The sequence below is a fragment of the Pseudomonas sp. Z3-6 genome (assembly GCF_051131985.1).
In the GTDB taxonomy this organism is placed as follows: Bacteria; Pseudomonadota; Gammaproteobacteria; order Pseudomonadales; family Pseudomonadaceae; genus Aquipseudomonas; species Aquipseudomonas zanjanensis.
In genome coordinates this window covers 2,507,348-2,530,040 of the sequence record NZ_CP071644.1, presented here as the reverse complement: position 1 = coordinate 2,530,040, position 22,693 = coordinate 2,507,348, and the positions used below count along the sequence as shown (strand labels likewise).

Annotated in this window: 20 protein-coding genes; 10 read left to right on the top strand and 10 right to left on the bottom strand. The window is 62.9% G+C overall.

Annotation, left to right across the window (positions count from 1 at the left end; genetic code table 11):
• Positions 1-442 precede the first annotated feature (442 nt).
• Complete coding sequence (locus tag J3P88_RS11635; RefSeq protein WP_434575321.1) at positions 443-1,204, bottom strand: ArsR/SmtB family transcription factor; 762 nt, start codon at positions 1,202-1,204, stop codon at positions 443-445.
• Between the two features lie 82 nt (positions 1,205-1,286).
• On the opposite strand from J3P88_RS11635, the gene J3P88_RS11630 reads away from it, so the two are divergent.
• Positions 1,287-2,408, top strand: coding sequence for a cytochrome P450 (locus tag J3P88_RS11630; RefSeq protein ID WP_434575319.1), 1,122 nt, complete (start codon positions 1,287-1,289; stop codon positions 2,406-2,408).
• Between the two features lie 15 nt (positions 2,409-2,423).
• Here J3P88_RS11630 and J3P88_RS11625 read toward each other — a convergent pair whose 3' ends face one another.
• Positions 2,424-2,765 (bottom strand): FKBP-type peptidyl-prolyl cis-trans isomerase, encoded by a 342-nt coding sequence (locus J3P88_RS11625; protein WP_092254046.1) that lies wholly within the window; start codon positions 2,763-2,765, stop codon positions 2,424-2,426.
• Positions 2,766-2,909: 144 nt separating this feature from the next.
• Here J3P88_RS11625 and J3P88_RS11620 point away from each other — a divergent pair, with 144 nt between their 5' ends.
• Positions 2,910-3,971: a M4 family metallopeptidase gene (locus J3P88_RS11620; protein WP_411387197.1), complete on the top strand. Its 1,062-nt coding sequence runs from the start codon at positions 2,910-2,912 to the stop codon at positions 3,969-3,971.
• A complete protein-coding gene (locus tag J3P88_RS11615; RefSeq protein WP_053122893.1) occupies positions 3,971-4,294 on the top strand; it encodes a protealysin inhibitor emfourin in 324 nt (107 codons plus the stop codon). The genes J3P88_RS11620 and J3P88_RS11615 overlap by 1 nt, the downstream gene beginning before the upstream one ends.
• Here J3P88_RS11615 and J3P88_RS11610 read toward each other — a convergent pair.
• Positions 4,291-4,599, bottom strand: a complete 309-nt coding sequence (locus J3P88_RS11610; RefSeq protein WP_434575316.1) for an RcnB family protein — start codon at positions 4,597-4,599, stop codon at positions 4,291-4,293. The two genes, J3P88_RS11615 and J3P88_RS11610, sit on opposite strands and share 4 nt — an antisense overlap.
• 282 nt (positions 4,600-4,881) lie before the next feature.
• On the opposite strand from J3P88_RS11610, the gene J3P88_RS11605 reads away from it, so the two are divergent.
• Positions 4,882-5,982 (top strand): DNA alkylation repair protein, encoded by a 1,101-nt coding sequence (locus J3P88_RS11605; protein ID WP_434575315.1) that lies wholly within the window; start codon positions 4,882-4,884, stop codon positions 5,980-5,982.
• A gap of 7 nt (positions 5,983-5,989) precedes the next feature.
• On the opposite strand, the gene J3P88_RS11600 is transcribed toward J3P88_RS11605, so the two are convergent.
• Entirely contained in the window at positions 5,990-8,068 is a 2,079-nt protein-coding gene (locus J3P88_RS11600; protein WP_434575313.1) for a putative bifunctional diguanylate cyclase/phosphodiesterase, read from the bottom strand.
• Between the two features lie 755 nt (positions 8,069-8,823).
• On the opposite strand from J3P88_RS11600, the gene J3P88_RS11595 reads away from it, so the two are divergent.
• The gene (locus J3P88_RS11595) at positions 8,824-9,465 is read left to right on the top strand and encodes a DUF1345 domain-containing protein (protein WP_434575312.1); all 642 of its coding nucleotides are present in this window, start codon (positions 8,824-8,826) and stop codon (positions 9,463-9,465) included.
• 87 nt (positions 9,466-9,552) lie between these two features.
• Here the strand turns inward: J3P88_RS11595 and J3P88_RS11590 are convergent, their stop codons facing one another.
• The 4 genes from J3P88_RS11590 to J3P88_RS11575 all read right to left on the bottom strand — a co-directional run bounded on the left by J3P88_RS11590 (position 9,553) and on the right by J3P88_RS11575 (position 14,329).
• On the bottom strand, positions 9,553-10,854 hold the full coding sequence (locus tag J3P88_RS11590) for an ATP-binding protein (protein WP_434575310.1): 1,302 nt from the start codon (positions 10,852-10,854) through the stop codon (positions 9,553-9,555).
• 4 nt (positions 10,855-10,858) lie between these two features.
• Positions 10,859-11,560, bottom strand: a complete 702-nt coding sequence (locus J3P88_RS11585; protein WP_122566285.1) for a response regulator transcription factor — start codon at positions 11,558-11,560, stop codon at positions 10,859-10,861.
• A 208-nt stretch (positions 11,561-11,768) separates the two neighbouring features.
• The gene (locus J3P88_RS11580; RefSeq protein WP_434575309.1) at positions 11,769-12,953 is read right to left on the bottom strand and encodes a pyridoxal phosphate-dependent aminotransferase; all 1,185 of its coding nucleotides are present in this window, start codon (positions 12,951-12,953) and stop codon (positions 11,769-11,771) included.
• A 239-nt stretch (positions 12,954-13,192) separates the two neighbouring features.
• Positions 13,193-14,329, bottom strand: a complete 1,137-nt coding sequence (locus tag J3P88_RS11575; RefSeq protein WP_434575307.1) for a glycerate kinase — start codon at positions 14,327-14,329, stop codon at positions 13,193-13,195.
• Between the two features lie 394 nt (positions 14,330-14,723).
• Here J3P88_RS11575 and J3P88_RS11570 point away from each other — a divergent pair, with 394 nt between their 5' ends.
• Together J3P88_RS11570 and rarD are read left to right on the top strand one after the other, a co-directional pair.
• Positions 14,724-15,737 carry an aldo/keto reductase gene (locus tag J3P88_RS11570; protein WP_186709346.1) on the top strand — a complete coding sequence of 338 codons (1,014 nt, stop codon included), beginning with the start codon at positions 14,724-14,726 and terminating at the stop codon, positions 15,735-15,737.
• A 153-nt stretch (positions 15,738-15,890) separates the two neighbouring features.
• Positions 15,891-16,775, top strand: coding sequence for an EamA family transporter RarD (gene rarD, locus J3P88_RS11565; RefSeq protein ID WP_434575305.1), 885 nt, complete (start codon positions 15,891-15,893; stop codon positions 16,773-16,775).
• A 174-nt stretch (positions 16,776-16,949) separates the two neighbouring features.
• Here rarD and hppD read toward each other — a convergent pair whose 3' ends face one another.
• Together hppD and J3P88_RS11555 are read right to left on the bottom strand one after the other, a co-directional pair.
• Positions 16,950-18,026 carry a 4-hydroxyphenylpyruvate dioxygenase gene (gene hppD, locus J3P88_RS11560; RefSeq protein ID WP_434575303.1) on the bottom strand — a complete coding sequence of 359 codons (1,077 nt, stop codon included), beginning with the start codon at positions 18,024-18,026 and terminating at the stop codon, positions 16,950-16,952.
• A gap of 251 nt (positions 18,027-18,277) precedes the next feature.
• Positions 18,278-19,222, bottom strand: coding sequence for a DMT family transporter (locus J3P88_RS11555; RefSeq protein WP_186709332.1), 945 nt, complete (start codon positions 19,220-19,222; stop codon positions 18,278-18,280).
• 222 nt (positions 19,223-19,444) lie between these two features.
• On the opposite strand from J3P88_RS11555, the gene J3P88_RS11550 reads away from it, so the two are divergent.
• The 3 genes from J3P88_RS11550 (at position 19,445) to J3P88_RS11540 (ending at position 22,676) form a co-directional block, all read left to right on the top strand.
• Complete coding sequence (locus tag J3P88_RS11550) at positions 19,445-20,308, top strand: LysR family transcriptional regulator (RefSeq protein ID WP_434575301.1); 864 nt, start codon at positions 19,445-19,447, stop codon at positions 20,306-20,308.
• A gap of 234 nt (positions 20,309-20,542) precedes the next feature.
• Positions 20,543-22,087 carry an EAL domain-containing protein gene (locus J3P88_RS11545; RefSeq protein ID WP_434575299.1) on the top strand — a complete coding sequence of 515 codons (1,545 nt, stop codon included), beginning with the start codon at positions 20,543-20,545 and terminating at the stop codon, positions 22,085-22,087.
• Between the two features lie 223 nt (positions 22,088-22,310).
• The gene (locus J3P88_RS11540) at positions 22,311-22,676 is read left to right on the top strand and encodes a histone-like nucleoid-structuring protein, MvaT/MvaU family (protein ID WP_072411532.1); all 366 of its coding nucleotides are present in this window, start codon (positions 22,311-22,313) and stop codon (positions 22,674-22,676) included.
• Positions 22,677-22,693 lie beyond the last annotated feature (17 nt).

Here is a 22,693-nt window from a genome sequence, read left to right as displayed (position 1 = left end):
TCCCACAGGGGATTTGGGGTGGACATGGGCCTTGTGTTCAGCGCAGGCCCACTGTGGGAGCGAGCTTGCTCGCGATAGCGGTGGATCAGCTTGCATGGAGGTTGGATGTGAAGGCCCCTTCGCGAGCAAGCTCGCTCCCACAGGGGATTTGGGGTGGTCATGGGTCTTGTGTTCAGCGCAGATCGATTGTGGGAGCGAGCCTGCTCGCGAAAGCGGTGGATCAGCTTGCATGGAGGTTGGATGTGAAGGCACCTTCGCGAGCAAGCCCGCTCCCACAGGGATCTTGGGTGGTCAGGGGTCTTGTGTTCAACGCAGGTCCACTGTGGGAGCGAGCCTGCTCGCGAAAGCGGTGGATCAGCTTGCATGGAGGGTGGATGTGAAGGCCCCTTCGCGAGCAGGCTCGCTCCCACAGGGGATTTGGGGGTGGTCATGGGCCTTGTGGTCAGCGCAGATCCATTGTGGGAGCGGGCTTGCTCGCGAAAACGCCAGTGGGTTTGACGTCGATTTCGGCATTGATCCCAAACCGCAACACCATCTCCCTGCGACCACTGGCCGTCACTCCCAGCGCCCGGCTGTCCAAATCCTGGATCACCCATTTGCGCTTGATCGCCACTTGCAGCAACGCCGCGCCCAAGGCTCCCCCCAGGTGCGGGCGGCGCATGCTCCAGTCCAGGCAGGGGCAGACGAATCGGCGGCGTTGCGTGGCCAGGCGCTGGACATCGATACCCAATCCGTCGAACAGCGCCTCGCCGGATTCACTCAGTCGATAACCCTCGCCCTCCACCTCCACCTCCACCAACCACCCCATCTCGAGCATGCGATCGTGCAGGCGCACCGCCAATGTGCCGGCCATGTGGTCGTAGCAGGTGCGGGCAAATTGCAGGCGATCCGGCGTGCGCGGCGTGAAGGTCGGCGCGGCGCTCTGGCCGATCACCATCAGCGCCTCCAGTGCCTGGGCCACGCGCGGGTCCGCCAAACTGTAATAACGATGCCGCCCCTGGACATGCAGGCGCACCAGGGCCATCTGCTTGAGTTTCGCCAGATGGGCGCTGGCGGTTGAAGCGCTGACCTCGGCGATGCTCGCCAACTCGGTACTGGTGCGGGCATGGCCGTCCATCAGCGCACAGAGCATTCGGGTGCGGGCCGGCTCGGCGATGGCCGCGGCCACGTGGGACACGCCCAGATCATGTTGTTCTGCGTTCATATTTCGCTCCCTGACGAATCAAGCCATGCATCGACTGGAGATAGTAGCAACACTTTCTTCCTCACGAACAAGGCAGCGCTTCATGGACCCGATCACCGCCGCGACGCATCCCGACCCTTACCCTTTCTACGCCACCCTGCGCGCCGCCGGCGGTCTGGCCTTCGACCCCGGGCTGAACCTGTGGATCGCCAGCAGCGCCGAGGCAGTGTGTGCAGTCTTGCATCATCCCGATTGCCACGTGCGCCCGGCCCACGAGCCCGTGCCCAAGGCCATCGCCGGGGGGCCGGCCGGCCGCGTGTTCGGCCACCTGATGCGCATGAACGAAGGCGAACGCCAGCGGTGCCCGAGGGCGGCGATTGCGCCGGGGTTGCAGGACATCGCCCCCCGACAGGTCGAAGCACGGGTCAGGGCTCGCTTGTTCCGGGACGGCGCCGAAGGCCTGCATCAGGCCCAGTTCATCGGGCCGGTCAGCGTGGTCGCGGCGTTGCTGGGTTTCAACCCGACGGACAGTCACCTGATCAGCGAATTGACAGGGAGCTTCGTCGCCTGCCTGTCGCCCCTGAGCCAGGCGCCGCAACTGGACGCGGCGCACCGGGCCAGCGAGCAACTGGCCAGGTTGTTCGAGGAACGGATCGAGGCGCAGGACAACCCTTTGTTGACGCACATTGATCAAGGCTTCGAAGGCACGGCGCCGGACAGCAAGATCGCCAACCTGATCGGCCTGCTCTCGCAAACCTACGAAGCCACGGCTGGCCTGATCGGCAACACGCTGCTGGCGCTGATCGGCGACCCGGCGTTGCGCCAGGCACTGCGGGACGATCCGGCACAAGTCGGCCCGTTGCTGGCCGAAATCCAGCGTTTCGACCCGCCCGTGCAGAACACCCGCCGCTTCGTCGCCGCCCCTTGCGAAATCCTCGGCAGCGCCTTGAACCCCGGCGAAACGATCCTGGTGCTGCTGGCCTCGGCCAACCGCGACCCGCAGCTCAACCCACGACCGGACACGCTGTTGCTCGACCGGCCGAACCGCCGCAGTTTCAGCTTCGGCAGCGGGCGTCATGAATGTCCGGGCCAAACCCTGGCCATGGGCATCGCCCACGCCACCCTGGCGGTACTTCTGGAAAGCGAACCCGGATTGGAGCAGTTGACTTGGCGCTACCGTCCCTCGGTCAACGGACGCATCCCAGTGTTCAGCGAGCGATCCTGACCCGCTCCACGCCCCTCAATCGTCCCGGGTCAGGACTTCCAGCAACTCGATTTCGAAAATGAGGTTGGCGTTGGGCTTGATATGGGCGCCCATGGACCGCTCACCGTAGGCCAGGTGCGCCGGCACCAGCAGCTTGCGCTTGCCACCGACCTGCATGCCCATCAGGCCCAGGTCCCAGCCCTTGATGACGCGGCCGGTGCCGATCACGCATTGGAAGGGCTTACCGCGACTGTAGGACGAATCGAATTCGGTGCCGTCTTCAAGGGTGCCGCGGTATTGGGTGGTGATCAGCGCACCTTTGACTACGCTTTTGCCGTCGCCCTGTTGCAGGTCGATGATTTGCAGTTCTTCATTCATGGCGTATCCCTCGTGTGATCCTGGCGCGGGGTTTTCGCAGAAATCAGGGCCCATGGCAAACGTTGTCTGCCATGGCCACGGAACCGCAACGGCCTCTTCGGTTCACATGGGTATCGACCCTGCATTTCAGATAAGGATTTTCTGATGATCGACTCTCGCCCGCTCCACGGTTTCATTCCGCCGTACATCCTCAATCGCATCATTGCCCATGGCTCCGAGCAGCAACGCTCCAGCGCCCTCGGCACCTTGACCCACGTGCGCAACCTGCGGCACAACCCTGGACCGCCCAGCCACCCGCCCGTCGCGGCCGCGCTGCCCAAGCCCGGCAAGGCCGGACACCCACAACGCAGCGTGCACGACGCGCAGAACCGCATGGAACTGCCCGGCCAGCCGGTACGCCTGGAAGGCCAGCCGGCCAGTGGCGACCCGGCCGTGGACGAGGCCTACGATGCCCTCGGCGCCACCTATGATTTTTTCTGGAAGGTCCTGGGGCGCGACTCCATCGACAACAAAGGCTTCGCCCTGGTGGGCAGCGTGCATTATGGCCAGGGCTATGAAAACGCCTTCTGGAACGGCGCGCAAATGGTGTTCGGCGACGGCGATGGCGAAATCTTCCAGCGCTTCACCCGCTCCCTCGACGTGGTGGCCCACGAACTGGCCCATGGCGTCACCGAAAGCGAAGCCGGGTTGATCTACGCCAACCAGTCCGGTGCGCTGAACGAGTCCATCTCCGACGTGTTCGGTGTGCTGGTCAAGCAGTTCGTGCTCGAACAGACCGCCGACCAGGCCGACTGGCTGATCGGTGCCGACCTGCTCACCGACAAGATCAACGGCGACGGCCTGCGCAGCATGTCCAACCCCGGCACCGCCTACGACGACCCGTTGCTGGGCAAGGACCCACAACCGGCGCACATGCGCGAGTTCGTGATTACCCGTGAAGACAACGGTGGCGTGCACATCAACTCGGGCATTCCCAACCGGGCCTTTTATCTGGCGGCGACCACGCTGGGCGGATTTGCCTGGGAAAAGGCCGGCCGGATCTGGTATGAAACCTTGTGCGACCGAAGACTGGCCAATGACGCGTCCTTCAGCGCCTTCGCCCGCCTGACTGTCGAGCACGCCCGCCAGCGCTTCGGCACGCGGGAAGTGCAAGCGGTGCAGAACGGCTGGGCCCAGGTCGGCGTCGACCTGACACAGGAGAGCTGATGAAAACCCTTCCAGACCTCGACGACAAGGCCGTGGTACGGCTGTCGCGCCAGGGCGGCGTGGCCGCCATCCATGCGTTGACCCGGCCACGGGAAATCGAGTTCGCCCAGTGCGACCTCGACCAGCGCACCCGCATCTGCTCGGTCCTGGAGGGCTGCCTGCCGCTGACCTCCTCCACGCCCGGGCGCGGGGACCAGCGGTTTTTCCAGATCGAGGTGCGTTATCGCGCCAACGATCAGGACGACGAGATGGTGCTGCAGGTGCCCGAGGACCGGGCACCTGGCGAGTTGGTGCATTTGTGGGACAAAGGCGAAGTGCTTTAACGGGTGGCCGGAACGATCTTGACGATGGCGCCGGACACGGTTTCGATCAGCAAGTACTTGTCGTCGATCTGCACCCATTGCTGGTCGTTTGTCGGCTGCTCGAGTTCCTTCTGCTTCCAGTTTTTCACGGCCCTGTCCGCACGCTGGTAGTCCGCCGGTACCCGGTCGTTCTCCACCAGCCTGCGGCCATTGCTCGGCGAATGCTCCAGGGCGTCACCGGTTTTCTCGACCGCTTGCGCAACAGGCCCAAAGGCGGTGAGGCCGGCGATCAGGAACAGGCTGGCGATCAGGGTGGGTTGGCGCATAGAAAAACTCCAAATTATTCAAAAGACTAGAATCTGGGACTGCGCGGGCGGCGAATCATTCCGTTTACTGTTGCTTCTGAAAGCCCCCTTCCCCTGTGGCGAGGGAGCTTGCTCCCGCTGGGTTGCGCAGCGACCCCAATCCAGGCAACGCGTTCATCCAGTGATACCGCATTCACCGGGTTTGCGACTGCTGCGCAGTCGAGCGGGAGCAAGCTCCCTCGCCACGGTTGTGCATGGCATAGTGGCAAGCCTGAACGACAACACCCGCCGGACGGACCCACCATGAGCACCACCACCTCTTCCCCTGCCCTCAAGGAAATCTTCAACAACGCCCGCCTGGAGCACATCGCCGGCGAAATGCGCGGGGTGTACCCTGCCTTCGACGCCAAGGCGTTCTTGCACATGGCCAACGATGGGCTGGCCGATTTGTCGGTGATGCAGCGCATGGCCCGGGTCAGTGAGTGCCTGCACACGGTGCTGCCCCTCGATTACGAGGCGTCGCTGGAGGTGCTGCGCGCCCTGGCCCCGCGCCTGAACAGCATGTTCGTCAGCATGTTCCTGCCGCACTATGTGGCGTCCTACGGCCGGCAGCACTTCGACGTGTCGTTGGACGCGCTCAAGTATTTCACCCGGTTCGGCTCGTCGGAGTTCGCCGTGCGCCACTTCCTGCGGGACGACCTGGAACGCACCCTCAAAGTCATGCACGACTGGGCGCTGGACGCCAACGAGCACGTGCGCCGCCTCGCCAGCGAAGGCAGCCGGCCACGCTTGCCGTGGTCGTTCCACTTGGAGCCGATCCAGGCCAACCCCGACCTCGCCGCCGCGATCCTCGACACGCTCAAGGCCGACAACAGCCTTTATGTGCGCAAATCCGTGGCCAACCACCTCAACGATGTCACCAAGCAGCATCCCGACTGGGTGCTGGACCAGATCGAAGGCTGGCCACTGCACGACCGTCACACGGCGTGGATCGCCCGGCATGCGCTGCGTAGCTTGATCAAGCAAGGCAACCCCAGGGCACTGGGGGTGATCGGCGCCGGCGGCAAGGCGCAGGTCCAGGTGTTGGATTTGCAGGTGACGCCAGCGGTGATTCGCCTGGGGGAGCAGGTCACGCTGTCCTTCACCGTGCAATCAACCCTCGAACAGAGCCAGCGCCTGGTGATCGACTACGCCATCGACTACGTGAAGGCCTCGGGCGGCACCTCGGCGAAGGTCTTCAAGCTCAAGACCTTCGACCTGCCCGCCCAGGGTCGCGTCAACCTCAGCCGTTCCCAATACATTCGCGAGTTGACCACCCGCAAACACTACGCGGGCCGGCATGCCGTGCACCTGCTGGTCAACGGCGAGCGACTGGGTAGCACGGCGTTCGATATCGTTCCCTGAGGGCGTCTCAGACCACCGCCAGGCGTTTGGCCTGGCGAATCTCCTGCAGGAAACGCTCGGCCGGCAGCGGATGGCCCAACAGGTAACCTTGCAGCGAATCGCAGCCCAGCTGGGTCAGGAAGTCTTGCTGCACATCGGTCTCCACGCCTTCGGCGACGATCCGCAGGCCCAGCGCCTGGCCGAGGGCGACGATGGCCGAGACGATGGCCGCGTCATCGCTGTCGTGCTCCAGGTCACGCACGAAGCCGCGGTCGATCTTCAGCTCGTTGGCCGGCAGGCGCTTGAGGTACATCAGGCTCGAATAGCCGGTGCCAAAGTCGTCGATGGACAGATCCACGCCCATGTCCGACAGCTGTTGCAGCACCGTCATGCTTGCGTCCGCATCGCTCATGGCGGTGGTTTCGGTGATTTCCAGGGTCAGGCTGTTGGCCGCCAGCTTATGCGTTTCCAACGCCTTGGCCACGCTCTGGACCAAACCGGTGTGGCAGAACTGCAAGGCCGAGAGGTTCACCGCGATGCGCCAGTCGGTATAACCGAGCACGTACCATTCGCGCATCTGCCGACAGGCCTCGTTCAAGACCCATTCGCCGATGGGGATGATCAAGCCGGTCTTTTCCGCCAGGTCGATGAACGTGTCGGGCATCAACAGGCCCTGGGTCGGGTGGGTCCAGCGCAACAAGGCCTCGGCCCCGACCGGACGGCCATTGGCCGCATCAAACTTGGGCTGGTAATGCAGGCTGAACTGCCGCTGTTCGACAGCCGTGCGCAGATCTTGCAGCAACTGCAATTGCTTGCGGGCGTTGCTGTTCATCGAGGCGTCGAAAAAGCTGTAGCCGTTCTTGCCGGCGCCCTTGGCGTGATACATCGCCGCGTCGGCGTTCATCAACAGCTCTTCGGCGCTCAGGCCGTTGCCAGGGTAAACGGCGATGCCGACGCTGGCGGAGATCTGCAAGTCATGGTCAGCCACCCGGAACGTGCGCCCGATCAAGCCGACCTGACGGGCTGCCAGGCGCAGGGCATCGTCGGGCTCGGCCAGTTGCACCAATAGCACGAACTCGTCACCGCCGATCCGCGCCAGGGTGTCCTGGCTGCGCAGGTCTTCGCGCAGGCGCAGGGCCACGTCCCGCAGCAACAGATCGCCCATGTGGTGACCAAAGGCGTCGTTGACTGGCTTGAAACCGTCGAGGTCGATGAACATCAAGGCGAAGCAACCGCCCTGCTCTTGCACCCGATGCATGGCCTGGTCGATCCGATCGGCCAGCAGCACACGGTTGGGCAGTCCGGTGAGGGGGTCGTGCAGGGCCAACTGGGTCAGTTCCCGGTTGGCCTGGGTCAGGGACTGGGCCAGCTCGGCGGTGCGGGCTTCCAGGCGCGCATCGAGAATCGAGGTCAGCAGGGCAATGGCCAACACCGCCAGGGTGGTGATCAATACCAGATTGTCCAGGCCCTTGCCGCTCAAGCCATCCAGCGAGCCGCAAAAGCTGCCCTCGCTGAAGCGCGCCCCTGCCATGCCGGTGTAGTGCATGCCAACGATGGCGATGCCCATGATCACCGCGGCGCCCGCCCGGGCCAGACGCACGTGGGGGGTGTTCTGGCGCAGGCGAAAGGCAATACACAGCGCCGCGGCAGACGCGCCGACGGCAATCACCAACGAAGCGGTGAACAGCGTCGGGTCGTAATCGATGCCCGGCTGCATCCGCAGCGCGGCCATGCCGGTGTAATGCATGGCGCTGATTCCGGCGCCCATGATCAGCGCACCGAAAGCCAACTGCCACGCCGGCAATCGCGGCTGGCTGACCAGCCACAAGGCAAACCCGCTGGAAAGAATCGCGGTCAGCAGCGACAACGCGGTGATCGGTAGGTCGTAGCCAAGCTCGATCGGCAAGGTGAACGCCAGCATGCCGATGAAATGCATGGACCAGATGCCCACTCCCATCGCCAGCGCGCCCCCGGTCATCCACAAATGCGCGGCGCGCCCCTTGGCGGTCGCGATCCGCCCGGCCAAATCCAGCGCGGTGTAGGAAGCCAGCACGGCAACAAACAAGGAAATCGAAACAAGGGCGGGGGAATAACTGCCGATGAGCATGGTTTTTTCTCGTAACAGGAGAACCGGACGGCTTCCATGCCCGGTGGGGGCCGGCGATTGTACTGAATCGTGGCTGGGACGCACGAACCAAATGTCAAAAAGCCATCAAACCTGGAATATTTTCGACGAAAGACACTACCGGCAGCAGGGTGAATATTTTTTTGGGGAGCCATCGCGATCTGCTCACCGCAGATGGCCTGCGGGAGCGGGCTTGCTCGCGAAGGCGGTGGATCAGCTTGCATAGATGTGGGATGTGCCGGCCTCTTCGCGAGCAAGCCCGCTCCCACAGGGTTAACCGGCTAGCCATCGGCCATGCGTCCACCGCAAATCCATTGTGGGAGCGAGCCTGCTCGCGATGGCGGTGGGCCAGCTTGCAGGGATGTTGGATGTGCTGGCCTCTTCGCGAGCAGGCTCGCTCCCACAGGGTTAACCGGCTAGCCATCGGCCATGCGTCCACCGCAAATCCATTGTGGGAGCGAGCCTGCTCGCGATGGCGGTGGGCCAGCTTGCAGGGATGTTGGATGTGCTGGCCTCTTCGCGAGCAAGCTCGCTCCCACAGGTTAACCGGCTAGCTATCCGTCATGCGTCCACCGCAAATCCATCGTGGGAGCGAGCATCGATCAGGATGGCTCGTTGGCGGCGGCGATCCGGCGGATGCAGAAAGCGGGTGTGCAATTGATCGAGTCGAGCGCGATAGACCGCCGGCCCTTTGCCTGATGGCTCATACTAGGTTCTTTTCCGGACAGTGAGCCTCCATGCCCCTCCTCGCCCGCACCCACCCGCGTCTTTCCAGCGCCACGGTCCTTGGCCTGGCGGTGGGAATCCTGGTTCCCGTGGACTCGATCATCAGCAAGGTCCTGATCGGCTGGAATGCCGGGGTCTGGACCTACCTGGTGCTGATGTTCTGGCTGACCGTGCGGGCCAAGGCGCCCGATGTGAAACGCATCGCCGAAATCGAAGATGAAAATGCCGGGCTGGTGCTGCTGATGGTCTGCGTCGCGGCATTGGCCAGCCTGGCGACCATCACCTTCGAGCTGGCAGGCAGCCGCGACCTGCAAGCCGCCGGCAAGCTGTTGCATTACGGCTTCACGGCGATGACCGTGACCGGTTCATGGTTGCTGATCGGGGTGATTTTCAGCGTTCACTACGCGCGGTTGTATTACACCTGGGACGGCAAGGAGCCGGCGCTGCGGTTTGCCGAAGGGCTGACCACGCCCAACTATTGGGACTTCCTCTACTTCTCTTTCACCATCGGCGTGGCAGTGCAGACCTCGGATGTGGGAGTTGCCACGCGGCAATTGCGCAAGATCGTGTTGGCGCAATCGTTGATCGGGTTTGTGTTCAACACGGCGATCCTGGGATTTTCGATCAATATTGCGGCGGGGTTGTTTGGGTGAGGCGCATTTGGGGCCGCTTGGCGGCCCAGCGGGAGCAAGCTCCCTCGCCACAGGGTCAGCGTCGGGCAATAGACAGCGCGGGGAAGCTCAGGACGGTGTCGGCAACCACAACTTGAAGCGCGCCCCGCCCAGTGGCGAAGCCTCGACAGTCAACGTCCCGCCCTGGGCTTCCAGGGCCCGGCGGCTGATGGCCAGGCCGAGGCCAAAACCGCCCGTGGCGCGGTCGCGGCTGCGGTCCAGGCGATAGAACGGTTCGAACACGCGCTCGCGCTCGCTGTCGGGAATGCCGATGCCGTCGTCGTCGACCCAGATCTCACAGCCTTGGTCACCGACCAGCACACCGACCTGGATGCGCTTTTCGCAATACCGCATGGCATTGCGCAGCAGGTTCTGCAACGCTCGGGCGGTCAGGCGCGGGTCCAGCACGAAACGCTCCAACGCCCCGTGCAACAGCACGTCGATGACCACATCCGGCGCCGCCAGGTCCTCGTCGACGCTGCCCAGGATGCTGTCGATGAATTCGTCCAGCGCCACGTCGACCCGTTCGGGCAGGCGCTGGGGGTTTTGCAAACGGCTGTAGGAGAGCAGTTCCAGCACCAACTCATCGAGTTCGCGAATGTGCGCCACCAACCCTTGCAGGCGCTCGCGGCTGGGCGCCGGCAGGTCATCGGACAGCGCCAGGGCCAGGCCGAAATCGAGCCGCGTCAGGGGCGTGCGCAATTCGTGGGACACGGCGTTGAGCAAGTCCCTCTGTTGGTTGAGCAGATTCTCGATGTCCCCCGCCATCGTGTCGAACACATGGGCCAGGCTGCCAATGTTCGAGCTGGAAGCGATGTGCGTACGCTCATCCAAATGACCTTTACCAAAACGTTCGGCGGTGCGCCTGAGGCGCTCCAGGTCACGCCAGTGCGGCCGCAGCCAGAGCAACAGGCAGGCCAGCATCGTCGCGCCGATCAACACGTTGATGCTCCAGTACAACCAACTGACATCGGCCGGGTCCGGCGGCACGACCATCTTCACCGCCGTGCGCTCGTCCAGCGGTGCCGCCGCCAGGGTTCGCCAGGCCCAGTCGCCGAGGCGTACCACGTTCTCGCCGCGCTTGAGACGCGCCTGCTCATCGGCGCTGAAGCCCTCGTCATCGACCGCGGCCAGTTCGATGCGCAGCGGCTCGAACTCCTTGTCCATCTGCGCCGCCAGCGCCGGCCACTGCTCGCTGGGCACGGCGCGGAACTGCTTGATCATCAGGGTTTGCAGGCCCCGGGAATAATCGAGGTTGTAGGTCAGGAAACGCTCCTGGAACAGGCGGATCACCAGCTCCGGCATCAGGTAGATCGCCGCGCTGTAGGAGACGATGGTGACCAGGTACAGACGAATCAGCAGCTTCCACATCGGCTCAGCATTCCCACTCGGAACGACTGAACAGATAACCCTTGCCCCACACGGTCTTGATCTTGCGGGCTTCGTCGGCGTTGTCATCGAACTTGCGCCGCAGCTTGGAAATCGCCACGTCCACCGAACGGTCGGTGCCGTTGAATTCGATGCCCCGCAGGCGTTGCAGGATCTGGTCACGGCTCAGCACTTCGCCGGAATGCCGGGCCAGCACCACCAGCAGGTTGTATTCACCACTGGACAACTCCACCGGCTGCCCGCGCCAGGTCACGGTGCGCTCGGAGAGGTCGATGCACAGGTTGCCCATGAGGATGCGGTCGTTGGCCGTCTGCGGCTCGGTGAGGCTGCTGCGGCGCAACAAGGTGCGCACCCGCGCCAGCAACACCCGGGGCTCGCAAGGCTTGGTGACGTAGTCGTCGGCGCCCATTTCCAGGCCCAGGACCTGGTCGTGGCTGTCGTCCCGGGCGGTGAGCATCAGGATCGGCAAAGTCGCCGAGTCGGCCCGCAGCAGGCGGCAGACCTGCAAGCCGTCCAGCCCCGGCAGCATCAGGTCGAGGATCACCAGGTCCGGCGGATCGACCCGCGCCCGTTCACGCACATGATCGCCACGGCTGAGCACGCTGACCTGATAGCCGTTGCGTTCCAGGTAACTGGCGATCAGTTCGGAGAGTGCGGTGTCGTCTTCGACCAGGAGGATGTTGGGCATGGGTGTTTCCAGAAAAAGTACTGTGGCGCCCAATAGATCGCCTTCGCGAGCAAGCCCGCTCCCACAGGGTTCGCGTGACCACTGTGGGAGCGGGCTTGCTCGCGAAGGCGTCACTACAGTCACCAAGGAATCAAGCTGCCAAGGATATACGCCCCCGCTCATCCACGAGCAAAACCCTTACACAATTTCACACAGCCTCTACAAAACTTTACCGCTGGGCCCGCAGCAGATCCGCCGCACACGAGGCAATCCGCAGGCATGCATCCGCCAGTTTCAGTTGATCGACCACCAGCCCGATGCGGATATGCCCCGCCGCACTGGGCCCAAACGCCTCGCCAGCCAGTACCGAGACGCCGTGATCGTCCAACAGGCGCTCGGCAAAAGCCTGAGCATCGAGGCCCGTCTGGCGGACGTCGACCATCACGAACATGCCGCCATCGGGCCGCACCGGCTTGAGCCCCGGGCAATCGCCGAGCATGGCGCACACCAGGTCGCGGCGCTGGCGATATTCGTCATGCATCTGCGCGACTTCCGGCAATTCTTGCTCGAGGGCAACCTGGGCTGCGCGCTGCACGAAGTCCGGCAGGCCGAACAGCATGCACAACGACAGGTTCGCCAGATGGTCAGTGAGAGCTTCGGGGCCAACGACCCAGCCGATCCGCCAACCGGTCATGGCGTGGGATTTGGACAGGCTGTTGATCGTCGCGGTGCGCTCGGCCATGCCCGGCAGGCTGGCTGGACTGATGTGTTCGCCGTCGTAGAGCAGGTCGCTGTAGACCTCGTCACTGATCAGCCACAGGTCATGTTCAATGCACAACCGCGCCAATGCTTGCCAAGTGGACATCGGCAGGCTGGCCCCGGACGGGTTGTTCGGGCTGTTGAGCAGCATCGCCCGGGTACGCGGGGTGACAAGACGGGCAACGTCCGCCGGCTCGACCCGAAAGCCGTTCTCCGGGCGGACCGCCACCGGCAGCACTTTCGCGCCGCAGGCACCGAACACCGCTTCGTAGGTGACATACATCGGCTCGGCGACGATGACTTCGTCGCCAGGGTTGAGCAGGCATTGCGCGACCGCATACACCGCACACTGCGCGCCCGGCAGCACGACGACCTGTTCGGCCCCCACCGGCTGGCCGCAGCGCAAGCGATGACGCCGGGCAATGCTGGCCCGCAAGGTGTGCAACCCGCGGATGTCCGAATAGTGGGTCTCACCGGCCCGCAGGCTGCCCACGGCGGCCTCGACAATGGCGCGCGGGGTGTCGAAGTCCGGATCGCCCACTGACAGCAACAACACATCCATGCCCTGTTCGCGCATGGCCAGCGCCCGGTCGTGAATCTGCCAGGCGGCGGCACCGTCGCCGGTGATGCGTTGGGTCAAAGCTGAGAAGCGCATGTATCTCTCCTGATTGCGCGATATCCAGCCTCAACCCTATCTCAAATCACACACCACGCCACCCTCGCAGCGCTTTTGTGGCGAGGGAGCTTGCTCCCGCTGGGGCGCGAAGCGGCCCTGAAACCATTCACTTCAATGCATCTGGTCGGCACTTCCATTTGGGGCCGCTTCGCAACCCAACGGGAGCAAGCTCCCTCGCCACAGGTTCACCCTACTCCTGGGCCAAGTGCCTATCGAGCTTACCGCGCGGCCACCCGCCAAAGCCGGGCGATGTCCCGGGCGCGCTCGCTCAGCAGGCGCGGGGCGTCGGTGCAGGCTTCTTGCAGGGTCATCGGCCCGTTGGCCAGGGCGAAGGCGGCGTCGATGCCATGTTCATACAGCGCCTGGTAGCCCTCCCCCAGCGTGCCGGCAATGACCACCACCGGTACGCCATGCTCCCGGGCGATGCGGGCCACACCGAAGGGGGTTTTGCCGCGCAGGGTCTGGGCATCGAAACGGCCTTCGCCGGTAATCACCAGGTCGGCGCCGTTGACCGCTTCGGCCAGCCCGGTCAACTGGGCGACCACGTCCACCCCGGTACGAAACTGCGCCCCCAGGAACGCCTTGGCCGCGAAGCCCAGGCCACCGGCGGCGCCGCTACCCGGCTCGTCGCGCACATCCTTGGCCAACGCCCGGGCGCACTGTTCGGCGAAATGCCCAAGGGCCCGGTCCAGCGCCTGCACTTGCTGGGCAGTGGCGCCCTTCTGCGGACCGAAAACCACAGACGCGCCGTGGGGGCCGCACAGCGGGTTATCGACATCGGCGGCAATCTCGAAGCTGACCTGGGCCAGGCGCGGGTCGAGGTCGCTCAGGTCGATGCGCGACAGGTTCGCCAAGGCCAGGCCTCCGGGTGGAAGGGGTTGGCTTTGCTCATCCAGCAATGCCACGCCCAGGGCCTGCATCGCACCGGCACCGCCGTCGTTGGTGGCACTGCCGCCAATCGCCAGGATCACCCGCCCGGCGCCTGCATCGAGGGCCGCGCGAATCAGCTCGCCAGTGCCGTAGGTGCTGCTGGAACAGGCATCGCGTTGCCCCGGCGGCACCCATTGCAAACCGCTGGCCTCGGCCATCTCGATGATCGCGGTGCGGCTCTCGGCCAACCAGCCCCAGCGCGCCTCGACGGCGACACCCAACGGACCGCGGACCCGGGTGCGACGCCACTCACCGTGACAGGCCGCCAACACCGACTCCACCGTCCCCTCCCCGCCGTCCGCCATCGGGCATTTGATCAACTGCGCGTCCGGCCAGACCTCGGCCAGCCCCTGGGCGATGGCATCGGCGACGCCCTGGGCGCTGAGGCTGTCCTTGAACGAGTCGGGGGCGATGATTATTTTCATATTATTCTCCGGTTCCGATGCACTGCATGCTGCCAGCTGACCGCAGCCGTGACGCCGGTCCGCCGCACAAAAGACACTGGGCATTATTGTTCAAGATTACAAAAATTGGTTTTCCAGGGAAATTCAGGTTGAAGCTGCCGGCCTCATCGCGAGCAGGCTCGCTCCCACATGGGCCTGCGTAAACTCAGGATCTGCATACAACACAGACCCACTGTGGGAGCGAGCTTGCTCGCGATGGCGGTGTATCAGTCGATATCAATGTTGGCTGACCTGACGTTATCGCGAGCAAGCCCGCTCCCACAGTTGATGGGTGAGGGGTTGAGAAATCGGTTGGATCCACGCGGCGGTTCTGGTATTTGATTGGACCTTTCCCCATGGATAAAAGGATCTTGTCATGAGCTACCGCACGCTAGGCCATTCCGGGTTGCAAGTCTCGACGTTGACCCTGGGCACGATGATGTTCGGTGAACAGACCAGCGCCGAGGATTCGCTGCGGATCATCGACAAGGCCTGGGACCAGGGCATCAATTTCATCGACACCGCGGACGTCTACACCAACGGCCGTTCCGAAGAGATCGTCGGCGAGGCGATCGCCCGTCACCGCCAGGAGTGGGTGTTGGCCACCAAGGTCGGTTTCGGCCCGCCGGACGGCGTGCCCAACCGCAGCGGCCTGAGCCGCAAGCATCTGTTCAATGGCATCGAGGCCAGCCTGACGCGCCTGGGCACCGATTACCTGGACATCTATTACCTGCACCGCGAAGACCACAACACCCCGCTGCACGTGACCGTGTCGGCCATTGGCGACTTGATTCGCCAGGGCAAGATCCGCTACTGGGGCCTGTCGAACTACCGTGGCTGGCGCATCGCCGAAGTGATACGGATCGCCGACAGCCTGGGCATCGACCGGCCGGTGATCAGCCAACCGCTGTACAACATCGTCAACCGCCAGGCAGAAACCGAGCAGATCACCGCGGCCCAGAACTACGGCCTCGGCGTGGTGCCGTTCAGCCCCCTGGCCCGTGGCGTGCTCAGCGGCAAGTACGCGCCGGACGTGGCGCCGGACGCCAACAGCCGCGCCGGCCGCCAGGACAAACGCATCCTGGAAACCGAATGGCGGGTCGAATCCCTGCGCATTGCCCAGCAAATCCTGCAGTACACCCAGGGCCGAGGCGTGGGCATCGTCGAGTTCGCCATCGCCTGGGTGCTGAACAACAGCGCCGTGACCTCGGCCATCGTCGGACCGCGCACCGAGGAACAATGGGATTCGTACATCAAGGCGCAAGCGGTGAAGATCAGCGCGGAAGATGAAGCCTTCATCGATTCGCTGGTGACGCCGGGGCACGCTTCGACGCCGGGGTTCAATGATGTGAGTCATTTCGTGCCTGGGCGAGTGCCGCGTACGTCGTAACATGCACAGACTGTGGCGAGGGAGCTTGCTCCCGCTCGGCTGCGCAGCAGTCGCTCTTTTGGGGCCGCTACGCGACCCAGCGGGAGCAAGCTCCCTCGCCACGGGTAAACGGCTTTCCGTATCGTGCTGCAATTCCAATAACAAGAGGCATCCGTGTCCAAAGGCATCGCTCTATCGGTCTCGGCCTCTGTGCTGTTCGCCGTCATGTATTACTACACCTCGTTGCTCACGCCACTGACCGGCCTGGAGATTTTCGGTTGGCGGATGTTGTTGACGATGCCGTGCATGACCGCGTTCATGTTGATTTCCCGTGAATGGAAGCTCGTTTCGGATCTTGTTGCACGCTTGATCAGCACACCGCGCTTGCTGCTGGGCGCGATAGCGTCATCGGCCTTGATGGGCGCACAACTGTGGCTGTTCATGTGGGCGCCACTCAATGGCTACAGCCTGGACGTGTCGCTGGGGTATTTCCTGTTGCCGCTGTCGATGGTCCTCACCGGGCGGCTCGTCTATGGCGAGCGCCTTTCCTATCTGCAGAAAGTCGCGGTGTTCTTCGCCACCCTCGGCGTGTTCAACGAGTTGTACCAAGTGGGTGGTTTTTCCTGGGCAACGTTGCTGGTGGTGATCGGCTATCCGATCTATTTCATCCTGCGCAAACGCATCAAGACCGACAACCTCGGCGGGCTCTGGCTGGACATGACGCTGATGTTGCCCGTGGCACTGTGGTTCGTGCAAAGCGGCGAACAAGGTTTCGCCGTGTTCGATCACTACCCGCGGCTGACCTGGCTGATCCCATTGCTCGGCGTGATCAGCGCCAGCGCGCTGGTGTCCTACATCGTCGCCAGCCGGTTGCTGCCGTTCAGCCTGTTCGGATTGTTGAGCTATGTGGAACCGGTGTTGCTGCTGGGGGTTGCGCTGTTGCTGGGGGAAAGCATCAAGGCCGAGGAATGGCTGACCTATATCCCCATCTGGGCGGCGGTGGCGGTACTGGTGTTCGAAGGGTTCAAGCACCTGGTACGGCAGCGGCGCAGGGCCTGAGCCTGCATCGAACCTGTGGGAGCGGGCTTGCTCGCGAAAGCGGCGTGTCAGGCACCATTTATATCGACTGATACACCGCTTTCGCGAGCAAGCCCGCTCCCACATTCGGGACTGCATCGGCAACAAAAAAAGCCCGCCCGGCATCACTGCCGGACGGGCTTTTTTCATCAGGCCTTACTCGGTCGCGAGCACACCACGACGCACTTGGTCACGCTCGATCGACTCGAACAGCGCCTTGAAGTTGCCTTCGCCAAAACCATCGTCGCCCTTGCGCTGGATGAACTCGAAGAACACCGGCCCCATCAGGGTTTCCGAGAAGATCTGCAGCAGCAGGCGCTTATCACCCTGCTCGGAAGCACCGTCCAGCAGAATGCCCCGCGATTGCAGTTCATCCACCGGTTCGCCGTGGTTCGGCAGGCGGCCTTCGAGCATTTCGTAGTAAGTATCCGGCGGCGCGGTCATGAAGCGCATGCCGATGCTTTTCAACTGGTCCCAGGTCTTGATCAGGTCATCGGTGAGGAAGGCCACGTGCTGGATGCCTTCGCCGTTGAACTGCATCAGGAACTCTTCGATCTGCCCGGCGCCCTTGGACGATTCTTCGTTCAACGGGATGCGGATCATGCCATCCGGCGCGGTCATGGCCTTGGAGGTCAGGCCGGTGTATTCGCCCTTGATGTCGAAGTAGCGGATCTCCCGGAAGTTGAACAGTTTCTCGTAGAAACCGGCCCAGTAGGCCATGCGCCCGCGGTAAACGTTGTGGGTCAGGTGGTCGATGATCTTCAGGCCCGCCCCCACCGGGTTGCGATCAACGCCCTCGATGAACACGAAGTCGATGTCATAGATCGAGCTGCCTTCGCCAAAACGGTCGATCAGGTACAGCGGCGCGCCGCCGATGCCCTTGATGGCTGGCAGGTTCAGCTCCATCGGGCCGGTCTCGATGTGGATCGGCTGGGCGCCGAGTTCCAGGGCGCGCTTGTAGGCCTGCTGCGAATCCTTGACCCGGAACGCCATGCCGCACACCGACGGGCCGTGCTCGGCAGCGAAGTACGAAGCGACGCTGTGGGGTTCGTTGTTGAGGATCAGGTTGATCGCGCCCTGGCGATACAGGTGCACGTTCTTGGACCGGTGTGTGGCCACCTTGGTGAAGCCCATGATCTCGAAGATCGGCTCCAGGGTGTTGGGGGTCGGGGATGCGAACTCAATGAATTCGAAGCCCATCAGGCCCATGGGGTTTTCGTATAGATCTGCCATGTCGGCGCCTCATCATGCGGGTCAATTAACAAAAAAACGTTAGTTGCAGGCAATGCTGAGGGCACGGGGCGGCGCGCAGGAAATGCCACGAACGCTGCGGGCGAGGAAATCGCCGTAGATCAGTTGAAACCCAAGTATCTTCATTGTCGACCCAAGGCTCTTGCGGGCGAGGCTTCTGCTGCCAGAAGACGTTATTCTTATATGCGTAAATCGATTCTACACAGCGTAACCGAATTTGTCCGCCTCCTGTATCAAATCGCCTTTTCCTTCGACCGCGCAAGGGGTTTGTTACAGAGGAAGATGCCCAGCAGGATCACAGCCCCACCGACGCACATCAACGCCGTGAGCCGTTCGTCCAGCAACAGCGCGCCCAGCAGCACCGCCGTCAGCGGATTGAGCGCGATAAATACGCCGGAGCGGGTCGCGCCGATCCGACGAATGCCGTCGTACCAGGCGATATAAGCCAGGGCCGAGCCCAGCACGCCGAGGTACAAAAGGCTCAACCATTGCTCCACGTCCAGCCCGCCCAGGGCTTGGAGACGAATCTCTCCCGCCGCCGCGCAGGCCAGCCACAACATCAGCGTGCCCAACAGAATCGACCAGGTCACGGTCTGCAAGGGGCCGAGGCTTTCGTTGAGTTTTTTCGAAAACAGCGAATAGATTCCCCAGCCCAGCACACAGCCAAAAATCAGCAGGTCGCCGATCCAGGCCTGCGCCGCGCCTTGTAACAAGGACGGATCACGACTGACGATCACCAATCCCGCCCCGCCGATGCACAACACGATGCCCGCTACTTTCAAGCGGCTCAGCCGTTCCTTGAACAGCCACCAGGACGCCAGCCCGATCACCGCCGGATTCAACGCCACGATCAGCGAGGCCCGGGATGCATTGATGTACTGCAAGCCGTAGAAGAAACACAGGTTATAGAAAAAGATCCCGAAGAACCCCAGCGCAGCCAGCTGCAGCCCTTGCTTCACACTGGGCCGGACCAGCGCAATCCCGGCCAACGCGAGAAACACCAGCAGCGCGATGCTTGCCAGCAGGAAACGCAGGCTGGCGGCAAACATCGGTGCCAGGGCATCGGAAAGGATCCGGCCGGCCACAAAGGTTCCGCCCCAGATCATGGTGACCATGGCGAGCTTCAGGTAGACCGGCAGGTCCGAGGGGATTGGGACGGCTTGTTCGAGGGTTTTCATGGTTTCACCACATTGAAATGAGACGAATGACCTGTGGCGAGGGAGCTTGCTCCCGCTGGGCTGCGAAGCAGCCCTCTGATTCACCCGCAATGGGCCCGCTGCGCGGTCCAGCGGGAGCAAGCTCCCTCGCCACGGAAAAGCGCCTGGGCCACAGTTCCGTGGACGGTTGAGATGCCGTATTGTTCGGCTCATGTTCGATCATCGTAAAATGAGCAATCCCTCATGACCCTCACCCAACTCGAAATCTTCTCCCTGGTCGCCGAACTGCGTGGTTTCACCGCTGCGGCCACGCGCTTGGGCATTGGTCAATCCGCGGTGTCCCACGCCATCAAATCCCTGGAACAAGAACTGGGCGTGGAATTGCTCAGGCGGCATCAGTCGGTGGTGGAGCTCAGCGATATTGGCCAGCAATTGCTGCTGCGGGCCCGGGCCATGCTCGGGCTGGCGAACACCTTGCGCCAGGAAGCCGCCGATGCCCGGGGCATGCGCCGGGGCACGTTGCGCATCGGCTCGTTCGGGCCGACGTCATCGATGAAACTGCTGCCCGGGATCCTGCGGCGCTATCGAGCCTTGCACCCCGGCATCGAAGTGCACATCGATGAAGGGCCCGACAGACAGGTGGTCCAATGGCTGGACGAACGGCGGATCGATGTCGGTTTCGTGGTGCTGCCCGAGGAGCGTTTCGATACGTACATGCTGATGGAAGATCAGATGGTCGCCCTGCTGCCCACCGCACACCCCCTCGCCGCCCAGGCCAGCCTAAGCCTCAAGGATCTGTGCAACGACCCCTTCGTGCTCACCGAGGCGGGATCGTCGGAGTTGGTCACGCGCCTGTTCAATGCCGCCCGGCTGACACCGAACGTGCGTTTGCGTTGCTCGCAATTGCTCAGCACCCTGGATGTCGTCAGGCGTGGCGAGGCGGTGAGCGTGGTGTCCGAAGGGTCGTTGCCAGATGACAGGAACCCTGGTTACGTCGCCAGGCCCTTGTCGCCCCGGGTGCCGCGCCAGATCGGCCTGGCGGTATTGGACAGCCGCCAGGCCTCGCCCGCCACCCTGGCGTTCATCGAACTGGCCCGGCAGTCATGAGCCCGGCATCAGACCTGGGGGAGCCTGGCATTGAACCTGTGGGAGCAAAGCTTGCTCGCGATGAAGGCACCTCGGTTCTCCAGGTGGACCGCATGATCGTTCATTGCGGGCAAGCCTTGCTCCCACAGACCTTGCTCCCACAGTCACACTGGTGCCAGCAAGTCACCGACAGGCCATCTATCATGGTCGGCATTCAATGCTTCCCCCTACCCCCTTTTTCATCAGGTCGTGCCGATGCCCTTGACCACCACCCGCTCGCACACTCGGCCCCGCCGCTACCTGGCCACCCTGCTGTGCGGCCTGGTGCCGATGCTGTCAGGGCTGGCTATTTTGAACATGCAGGCCGAACGGACGCTGGCGCAACACACCCGGCAGACCGCCGAGGAACTGGTCCGGCAGATCGAGCTGATGCTCGACAACACCGCCATGGCGGCCCGTGAATTGTTGCCCCTGGCCGGCCAGCCCTGCGAAGCGGTGAAGCTGGCCCTACGCGAACAAGTGACGCGCCGGCCATTTGTCCGCTCGACCAACCTGATCTGGGACGACAGCCTGTATTGCAGCTCGCTGTTCGGCGCCGTCGAGGAGCGGGTCAACCCGAGCGACTATCATCAGGGCACGCTGTGGCTCATGGATGGCAACCCGGTCACGCCGGATTCCGCACTGCTGATCTACAGGCTCAATGAGGGCCGGCAAGGCGCCTTGGCCACACTTGACGGGTATCACTTGGCCAATGTCCTGCGCCTGATCGGCGGCCAGACCCGGCTGCGGCTGCAAATCGGGCCGAATTGGCTGGCGGCGGACGGCAAGGTCCGGCCAGCGCCCTTGCCCGGGCTGCCGGTGGCCCAGAGCGAGCTGGGCTCATCGCGCTACCCCTTTCATGTGGAAGCCGGATTCGAGGAGGGTGAAACCTGGCGCTACATGGCCAGGGAATATCCTCCACTGTTCAGCCTGCTGATCTTCTTTGGCGCTGTGGCGGGGACACTCGGACACTGGCTGCAAAAGCGCGCCTCGTCTCCCAGCCGTGAACTGCAACGGGCGCTGGAAGCCGGCGAGTTCGTGCCCTACCTGCAACCGGTCGTGCACAGCGACAGCAAACGCTGGGCCGGCGTCGAGGTGCTGATGCGCTGGAACCACCCCAAGGAAGGCCTGGTCCGTCCGGACCTGTTCATTCCCTTCGCCGAACACAGCGGCGTGATCGTGCCGATGACCCGTGCGCTGATGCAGCAGACCATGCGCCTGCTGGTGCCGCTCGCGCCACGACTCGAAGCGCCGTTTCACGTCGGCATCAACATCACCGCCCGCCATTGCCAGGACCTGGCGCTGGTGGACGATTGTCGCGAGTTTCTCGGCGCCTTCGCGCCGGGTGCGATAACCCTGGTGCTGGAGTTGACCGAACGCGAGCTGATCGAACCGACGCCCGTGACCCGGCAACTGTTCGACCTACTGCGAGAACTGGGGGTCAAGATCGCGCTCGACGATTTCGGCACCGGCCATTCCAGCCTGGCGTATTTGCGCCAGTTCAACGTGGATTTTCTGAAAATTGACCAGAGTTTTGTCGCGATGATCGGTGCCGACGCGCTGTCGCGTCACCTCCTTGATAGCATCATCGAACTGTCGGGCAAGTTGGATCTGGACATGGTGGCCGAGGGCGTCGAAACCGTCGAACAGAGCGACTACCTGAGCGCAAATGGGGTGAACTTTCTGCAGGGTTATCTATTTGGTCGCCCCATTAGCGGGCAGGCATTCGCTGAGGCGTTGACCGGCACTAATGGCAGTTAACTGCCGTCGATCTATTGACGACGACCTGCCCATTGATAAAACGCTTGCTGTTGTTACATAACGAAAAAGTTACGATTTACACTTTCCGGATTAACTACTACAATTTTTCTACCTGTGCCACCTAACAGGAGAGAGTCATTAACACCGAGTCGCTTCAAGGCGCTTGGCTTATAGCTTTGTTTGCGGTTGGTATCAGCCAAATATTTTGATTGGAGTAATCATTTTGTCCAGACTCGCTGAATTTCGTGCAGCCGAAAAGGCCCTTCAAGAACAGCTCAAGCAGCTGGAATCGCTGAAGAACGATGCCGGGCTCAAGAAGGAAATCGAATTCGAGGAAAAGCTCCAGGGACTGATGAAAACCTACGGCAAGAACCTGCGCGACATCGTCGCGATCCTCGACCCGAACCCGTCCAAGGCAAGCCTGCAGTCGACCAAGCCTACCAAGACCCGTCGTGCGCGCGTGGTGAAGGTCTACCAGAACCCGCACACCGGTGAGTTGATCGAGACCAAGGGCGGCAATCACCGCGGCCTGAAAGCCTGGAAAGAACAATACGGTGCAGCGACTGTTGATTCTTGGTTGCGTGGTTGACAGTGCGTTGACAGCCC